Origin of the sequence: Cryomorpha ignava, from assembly GCF_010686655.1 — a bacterium.
In the GTDB taxonomy this organism is placed as follows: domain Bacteria; phylum Bacteroidota; class Bacteroidia; order Flavobacteriales_D; family Cryomorphaceae; genus Cryomorpha; species Cryomorpha ignava.
Genome location: NZ_JAAGVY010000081.1, coordinates 1 through 7,783, shown reverse-complemented (window position 1 = coordinate 7,783; position 7,783 = coordinate 1). Strand labels below are relative to the sequence as shown.

The following is a 7,783-nucleotide window of genomic DNA, read 5'->3' as shown; positions in this document are numbered from 1 at the left end:
GTAGAACCTATGGCCTGGCTTACTGCCGTGCTTGGCAAAATCGCCGATCATCCGGTCAACAAACTTTTTGAACTCTTCCCTGGGAATATAGACATACCAGAAAAGTTAACAAGCTTTGGTGAGTTGGAAAATCAGGCGGTGTAGTTGGTCGGGTGGATACAAATCCTTAGGGTATTTAAAAAGATAAGTAGGTTTTCATTATCCAAGTTTTTAATCCAATTGATTAATTCTTTCCGGTCAATATTCAATTCGTCATTATTCAACGTAATGCATGATTAAAGAATAGAGAATTTACGAATCATCTTCCGAATACGCCAATTTATTTTTGGATTCCAACCTGAATTTTGTGCCAAAGTATCCATGTCCACAAATTTCAGTTAATATTGACCTTTCGGAATTTAATCTATGTGCGGAATATTTGGATTGTGGAATTTTGCGGGCGCCAAAGGCAGTAATTTGCTCAAGGCGTCTGATTTGCTCAGGCATCGTGGTCCTGATGATGAAGGGTTTACAGTGTTTGAAAAAGGACAACCAGAATCTTTTTCGGGTGCTGATTCTGCGGAATCGAAGTTTGAAAAGCTCAATATTGATTCTTCCACACCTTGTGCATTGCTTCACCGACGGTTGTCTATACTCGATCTTTCTCCGGCAGGGCATCAACCAATGGTTCATCCAACTAAAAATATCCACATTGTTTTTAATGGTGAGATTTACAATTACCGTGAACTTATTGCTGAACACAAACTCGAAGTAAAATCGGGAACGGATACCGAGATGATTCTGCTGCTTTACGCAAAAATAGGCACAGCAGCTTTCGCGAAATTTCGTGGTATGTGGGCTTTGGCAATTGTAGATATTGAGCAAAGAAAACTCATTTTGTCGCGAGACAGGTTTGGAATAAAACCCTTATTAATTGCTCATCACAATGGCGGACTTGCATTTGCGAGCGAGGCAAAACCATTGCATTCCCTTCCGGGAATGAAAGCGCAATGGGAGCAAAAGAAGTTTTTGCAGTTTGTGGTTTATGGAGCAACTGACGATCCGTACGAAACATTCTTTAAAGGAATAGAAGCTTTAAAACCCGGACATTTCAGAACCTACGATCTGGATAGTTTAGATTTTGAAGAAACAGAATATTACAATCTGCGTGAGCGGGTAGCTCAAGGCGAATATGCAGATGAGCGTTTTGAGACGCTTTTCAGCGAAAGCATCAGGGAACACCTCATTGCCGATGTAGAAGTGGGTTCTTGTCTTAGCGGCGGCCTCGATTCGAGCCTGATTGTTGCCGAAGCGGCAAATCTTTATAAAGGAAGTTTCAAAACCTTTACCTGTTCGTTTCCCGGCGAATTGATCGATGAATCTAATTACGCGCGCATGCTTGCCACTGACGATAGAAATTTGGTGCAGCATTTTACCACTCCGTCTTCGCAGGAATTTCTAGACGGTTTTGACGATTTAATTCGCAGCCAGGAACGCCCATTTGGTTCGGCTTCCATTTTTGCACAGGCAGCCGTAATGAAGCTGGCATCTGAAAATGGTATAAAAGTTTTGCTTGATGGGCAAGGTGCCGACGAGATTTTGGGCGGCTACTATCCCTTTGCCGGAGCCTACCTTATATCGCTGCTCAAATCAGGACAGGTGGGCGCATACAAACGCGAGCTAAAAGCGCTGAAACGTCATTTCAATCCAGAAATGGAAACTGCCATGATGCGATCTGCTTTTTATTCACTTCCGCAAAGGCTGCAGGTCATGGCCCGAAAGCAGAAGCGATTGGGATACAGTTTGATAGATTCGGAATATACGAATGAAGCCAATAAATTGAAGTCGCCTGAAAGGGGTGCTACAGATTTTATGGAATTGAGCTTTAGAAGTGTGGAGTTTGGCCTTTATGAACTTTTGCAATACGAAGATCGAAACGCAATGAACTACAGCATTGAAAGCCGGGTGCCGTTTCTGGATCACAGGCTGGTAGAATGGGCTGTTGGCCAGAAACCCGAAGTAAAAATACAAAATGGCTGGACGAAATATCCGATTCGGATAGGCTTGGAAAAACACAATTTAAAACCTCTTGCATGGCGAATTGACAAACTGGGATTTGTGGCTCCCCAGGACAGATGGCGGATGGAACTGGCAGATGAGATTCTCGAAAAAGTTAAAAACTCACCTATTTCCGAGCTGCTCGATACCAGGGCAGTACACGATCTTTTCTCCAAATCTTTGAAAAGCAATTCGGGATTGACAGAATACTGGAGAATCTATGCTCTGTTGAGGTGGATGGATGTTTTTGATGTTGAATTGGTTACTGCTTGAATTGGCAATAGGCAATAGGCAATGGGCAATAGGCAGTAGCAATGAGCAATGGGCAATAAGCAATATGCAACTATCGATCAGAATTGGATTGATATTAATTCTCAATACCCAATACCCAATACCCAATACTCAATACCCAATACCCAATACCCAATACTCAATACTCAATACTCAATACTCAATACCCAATACCCAATACTCAATACCCAATACCCAATACTCAATACCCAATACTCAATACCCAATACCCAATACTCAATACTCAATACTCAATACTCAATACTCAATACCCAATACTCAATACCCAATACCCAATACTCAAACCTATCTTTGCACCTATAAAAAAAACCTAATTCTTGAAAATCACCATCGTCTGCGGGCATTTTATTCCTTCTCTGGGTTATCTGGAAGTGCACCTTGCGCGGGCATTTGCGTTTCTCGGCCATAGCACAACTGTTATAACCAGTACCATTATTCCGGCTTACGTTGGAAATTTGAAGAATGGGTTTGGAGATAATCCCGATGGTGTGGAAGTAACCAGGCTTAAGCCGCGCTTTACTCTGGGTCAGATTGTGATTGCCGGCGGAATAAAAAGGAAGTTAAACAGGATTCAGCCCGATCTGGTTGTGGTCATCGGACTTGGTAAAGCGTTTCCGAAACCGGTGTTTGCCACTAAATATCCTGTGGTTTCGCTATTTGGTGACAATACCTATTCGTATGCCAATGGATCGGTAAAAACGAAAATCTTATTTAATTTATTCAAGAAGGCTACCTATCGAAAAGCCATCCGCGGAAGCGCAAACTTGGTTGCTTATACCCCCGAAAGCTTTGAAGCCGCTGCTGTGATGATGGGTGGGAGGGAAGCTGCTATTTTGCGAAAGCAGACCCAATTTATCAGTTTGGGATTTTGGCCAGATGCATTTTATACTTCTCCCATTTCGCGAAATGCAAAGCGTGCAGAGCTGGGTTACTCCGAAAGCGATAAGGTGATTATTACGGCCACTCGCGTGGTGCCGGAGAAAAAACTTGAAGCTGTTATTCCACTTTTGGCCACAATTCCACCGCATGTAAAGTGGCTTGTTGTGGGTAGTGCCGGCGATGAATATAGCCGAGAATTGGATGAAAATTTCCAGTCTTTTATCGGAAAGGGGCGAATTAAAATGCTGGGATATGCCTCAAAATCAGATTTGAATGCACTTTATAATGCTGCCGATCTGGCACTTTATACCGTTCCGGCTATTTCAATTTTTGAGGCCATTGGTGCCGGATTGCCGGTGGTTGTAGGTGCCGATAAAAGCCTTGAGCGAATTGCCAATGGCGGGTATTGCCTAACGCCTTATCGTGGCTCAAGCACCGATCTTGATGCCTGGGCTGCAGCCGAAAATGAATCGGAAGAAGTACGGATGGAAAGGAGTTTGCAAGCTAAAAGAGAATTTGGCTGGGAAAAATTGGCCGAAGAGTTATTGCGTATTTGCGATCGGTAAACATCTATTTTTTATAGGATACAAACCAAAAGTTTTTTTAGATTTGATGATTCGAGGTTTCAATTTTAAATGAAATAATTAAACATACTTAAAAATTTCCGATTCGGAAAAGATCTAAAAACTATGAAAATTAGAACTATAGCTACAGTTTTATTCGCGATTATCACACTATCTGGTTTTGCCCAGTTCCCACTTCAGGGTGCAGGTGATAAAGACTTTCAAGCACTGTTTACTTCAAAAGTTTACGTTACCAAAACGGGAGATTCCAACATGGATAAAGCCATGGAAAATGCCTTTAAAAATTATTGGAAAATAACGGATTATGAGATGATTTCGGGTGGTGATCTTGAAGAAATGATTCAGGATGAATCGAAATTTTTCTTGGCATCTGTTGAGGTTACCCTCGAAAGTTCTAATTCAACGATAAAGGATAGAACGAATAAGTATTTAATTCTGACACGTGGTGGTTATAAAAACATCGATAAGGTGAAAGCCCAAAACTGGATATTCGCACTTCCGATGGATATTTGGGGGGCAGAATCTGAAATTACTGATATGGCTTACCGGATAGAGCCAACCATAAAAATGATGAATAACGCCATTCAAAGTATCAAAACAACTGAAGCCAAGGTAAGTGCTGGTAAAAGTGCCGCTAATTTTATGGAAGAACTATACGCTGGAAAATCAGTGCTTTTAAAAGGTAAAACCTTATTGATAAACGAAAGCCATGTTAAGCCTGAAGGATGGAAGCCCCAAAGCTTTGTATTGAATGCCGATGAAGTGATTTATAGATCGTCTGCTACAAAATCAGAAATAGAAGAGGTTTATCCAAACAAATTTGAGATTGTTGATAAGCAGACTTTTAGTGAAAGTATTGCCAACCACAGAGCTGGAACTGCGGTGGTAATTCCAGTTGCCTTCTCAAACCTAATTTTCTATGTTATTGATACCGAAACTTACGAGTGCCTTTATTATGGATTTCAAACTTCTGGTCTTTCGTTAAAATCGAAATCCTATGCTGCCATAGTTGAATAAATGAGAACAGCGTTGTTGCGAAACCTGCTATTATAGCAATACTACACCAACCCTTCATTAAGTGCTTTGGCTACTGCCTCGCCAAGCGAATTTACGTGTAGCTTTTCGTAAATATGGCGCAAGTGGGCATTTACTGTGTGGTAAGAAACATCAATTCTGGCGGCTATCATTTTATAGCTTAATCCTTTGGTAAGCAAACCAAGAATCTCTGTTTCGCGTTCTGTAAGATTATAATCCTGAGTAGCCTTTGCAGGTGTGTCTTGAAAGAATCGCAGCACTTTGGCGGCGATTACCGGGGTCATTGGTGCGCCACCGTCATTGGCATCGTAAATGCTTTCAATAATCTTTTCGGGTGTGGTTTTTTTGAGAATGTAGCCCGAAGCTCCGGCCTTGATGGCTTCAAAAATTAAGGTTTCATCCTCAAATACCGTCTGCATAATAATAGTTACTTTAGGATACTTTACCTTAATTTTTTTTACGGCCTCAATACCCGATATCCCTGGCATTTCAATATCCATTAAAATAATATCGGGCGTAACCTTCTCTATATTTTTTATGGAATTGATGGCATTCGGAAAAGTGCCAACACAGAGTAAGCCTTCGTCCATTTCAATCAAAAACCGAAGGCTTTCCAGTCTCTCTTTATTGTCGTCAAAAATGGCGACGCGAATAGGTTTTTGGTCACTGCTACCCATGGTCTAAACTTTTGAACAAGGTATTACTTTTTACAATTGCGAGATGTAACGAATTCTCGCTATATACATTACCGTATGCTTTTGTTTTATAATTATTCAATATCAAATTTTATTGTAGTTCCTTTTTGATCACTTTTGATTTCAAAAAATGTTGAAAGTATTCGAGCCCGGGTTTCCATACTTTTCAAGCCATTGCCATAGGATGTTTTATCGATGTCAAAACCTTTACCATTGTCTGATAGTTCAAGTCTGAAATTCTGGCCATGCTTATAGATTTTTAAACAAATATCATCCGCTTTGGCATATTTTGCTGCATTGTTTAAAGCTTCTTTACAAATCAGCAAAATGCTGCGGCGTTCCTCCAGGTTTAATCTATGATTGTAAAATTCAGGATCTATTTCCATGTCAAATTTACAATCGTTTACTGCCAGAATGCTGTATCCAAAAGTGCTAATGCGCTCGAGTAATTTTTCGGTAGAATCATTTTGTGGGTTGATTGCCCACACCAAATCGCCCATTGAATTAAGCGTAGATAGGGCGTTTTTCTCAATGGAAAGCAAGAGCTCTCTGGTTTGAGTGAGATCTCCTTTGGCCAGTTTGTCTTTTGCGGCATAGCTATAAATACTTACACTGCTTAGCGTGCTGCCCACATCATCGTGAAGATCTCTCGAAATTTTATCGCGCACGCCCTCGTATTCAAGCTGTAGCTTTTGCTTGTCTTCTAGCTCGTTCAGTAATACTGTCTGAGCCTTGAATTTGTCTTTTTCAAATTGGCGCGCTTTGAAAAGCAGTCCTGAATTGAAAATGGCTATCTCAATAATGATGGCCACCATTGTAATGGCTATTGGGGCTATATCAATATAATTATAGAGATTAAAGACAGAAATTGCCATTGCGGCTAGATGTGCGGTAATAACGATTGCTCCGGCGGTAATTGCAAAACGAGCGAGCCTGGTTTTTACGGCATAAAAGCCCCTTATTGCTAGAAGGCTTAAAACAAACTGAATGCCTACACAGCTCAAAATGAGTACGCTTTTTGGCAAATCATTTGGAATCAACGTATTTGTAAACAAGATCAATACGGATAAAAGCAGAAAGAGGTATTCAAAATACCTTATAATTTTATTCCAAATCGGCTTGTGAACGGCCATATCTAAAAAGTGCCTGATAAAGCGCAAATAGAAAAAAGCCGGCAAAACGAGGAGAATGTCATTAAAATTGGCTACAAAATGGGATATAAATATTTCGATACCCTCAAAACTCAGAGTGGATATAACGTGTCTCGGCCAGAAATAGGCAAAGAGAGATAGAAGATAAAGTACGTAGTAAAAGTATTCAATTCTTCGCACCAGAAACCACTGCAGCATAATGTAAAAGAGTTGAAAAATGAGAAAGCCATTGAAAAACACGTGGAGGTTAACCAGGTTTGAACTTCCTATTGGTCGCTTAATAGCATTAAAATCGTTTTTAGTACCAACAAATGTATTTAGCGATCCAGAAGAAATATATCTCACATACTCCGTGGTTTTGATGTAATACGTTCTAGTTTCCCCAGGATTTAATGTAATAGGTAAGAGGTAACGATCGAAGAAAATAATATCGTCTTTATTAGGAAGCAGAAAACCGATTTTCTTCTTAATAAGAATACCATTCTCTTCCCAACAATAGATCTTTTCGGTACAAGGATTAGAGTAAATGACTCCTATATATATTTTATTAGAGTGATTTTTTACATTTAGCTTAGTCCAAACGCTTCGATTCGGGTTTAGCTTTGACAACAAATTTTCCGCATCTTCTTTTGAAGCGTTAAACGCTTTGTTTCTAACGTCGTCGTAGCTAAATTCATTATTGGGGTCGAGTAAAAATTGCTCTTCATTGATTTCCAGCTTTATTATTGAGTCGCCAATGAAAGGTGCGGCGTAACCTACAAAAGAGTTTGCCAGGGAGAGAATGAAAAAAAGAATCCACTGAATCCGGTTTATAGCCACTATGTATTTTGTTTTCTGGGCGTGAAATTAGTCGAAAAGATACAGAATTTTTATTTTGTTTGATTTGGAGTGCGTGGGTGGCCGTCGCTCGTGTCTCGCGAGGGACGTTTCGTCCGGCGTCTCGCCGGGTTTCTTTGGCTGTGAAATGTTTTAATCTGGATTTTTCAGGGTTTTGTTTACTAGACTATTTTTTATCAAGTTGAGCCTGGCGAGACGCCAGATAAGACCACCCTCGCGAGACGCGAGCGTGTGGGTGTGTGCCGTCGCTCGT

At 40.5% G+C, this 7,783-nt stretch carries 6 protein-coding genes; 4 read left to right on the top strand and 2 right to left on the bottom strand.

The features are described 5' to 3' along the window. Window positions 1-405: 405 nt before the first annotated feature. The 4 genes from asnB (at window position 406) to G3O08_RS20075 (ending at window position 4,829) form a co-directional block, all read left to right on the top strand. Window positions 406-2,310, top strand: a complete 1,905-nt coding sequence (asnB, locus tag G3O08_RS20090) for an asparagine synthase (glutamine-hydrolyzing) (protein WP_163287238.1) — start codon at window positions 406-408, stop codon at window positions 2,308-2,310. A gap of 48 nt (window positions 2,311-2,358) precedes the next feature. After that, on the top strand, window positions 2,359-2,652 hold the full coding sequence (locus G3O08_RS20085) for a hypothetical protein (RefSeq protein ID WP_163287237.1): 294 nt from the start codon (window positions 2,359-2,361) through the stop codon (window positions 2,650-2,652). Window positions 2,653-2,666: 14 nt separating this feature from the next. Then, a complete protein-coding gene (locus G3O08_RS20080; protein WP_163287236.1) occupies window positions 2,667-3,794 on the top strand; it encodes a glycosyltransferase family 4 protein in 1,128 nt (375 codons plus the stop codon). A 123-nt stretch (window positions 3,795-3,917) separates the two neighbouring features. Beyond that, complete coding sequence (locus G3O08_RS20075; protein ID WP_163287235.1) at window positions 3,918-4,829, top strand: hypothetical protein; 912 nt, start codon at window positions 3,918-3,920, stop codon at window positions 4,827-4,829. A gap of 41 nt (window positions 4,830-4,870) precedes the next feature. On the opposite strand, the gene G3O08_RS20070 is transcribed toward G3O08_RS20075, so the two are convergent. After that, entirely contained in the window at window positions 4,871-5,524 is a 654-nt protein-coding gene (locus G3O08_RS20070; protein WP_163287234.1) for a response regulator, read from the bottom strand. Window positions 5,525-5,616: 92 nt separating this feature from the next. Continuing rightward, window positions 5,617-7,512: a sensor histidine kinase gene (locus G3O08_RS20065; RefSeq protein ID WP_163287233.1), complete on the bottom strand. Its 1,896-nt coding sequence runs from the start codon at window positions 7,510-7,512 to the stop codon at window positions 5,617-5,619. Window positions 7,513-7,783 lie beyond the last annotated feature (271 nt).

What these genes read in the sequence shown, in the direction of transcription:
- asnB (WP_163287238.1), top strand. Translation starts at nt 406, where the DNA reads ATGTGCGGAATATTTGGATTGTGGAATTTTGCGGGCGCCAAAGGCAGT.
- G3O08_RS20085 (WP_163287237.1), top strand. Translation starts at nt 2,359, where the DNA reads ATGGGCAATAAGCAATATGCAACTATCGATCAGAATTGGATTGATATT.
- G3O08_RS20075 (WP_163287235.1), top strand. Translation starts at nt 3,918, where the DNA reads ATGAAAATTAGAACTATAGCTACAGTTTTATTCGCGATTATCACACTA.
- G3O08_RS20070 (WP_163287234.1), bottom strand. Translation starts at nt 5,524, where the DNA reads ATGGGTAGCAGTGACCAAAAACCTATTCGCGTCGCCATTTTTGACGAC.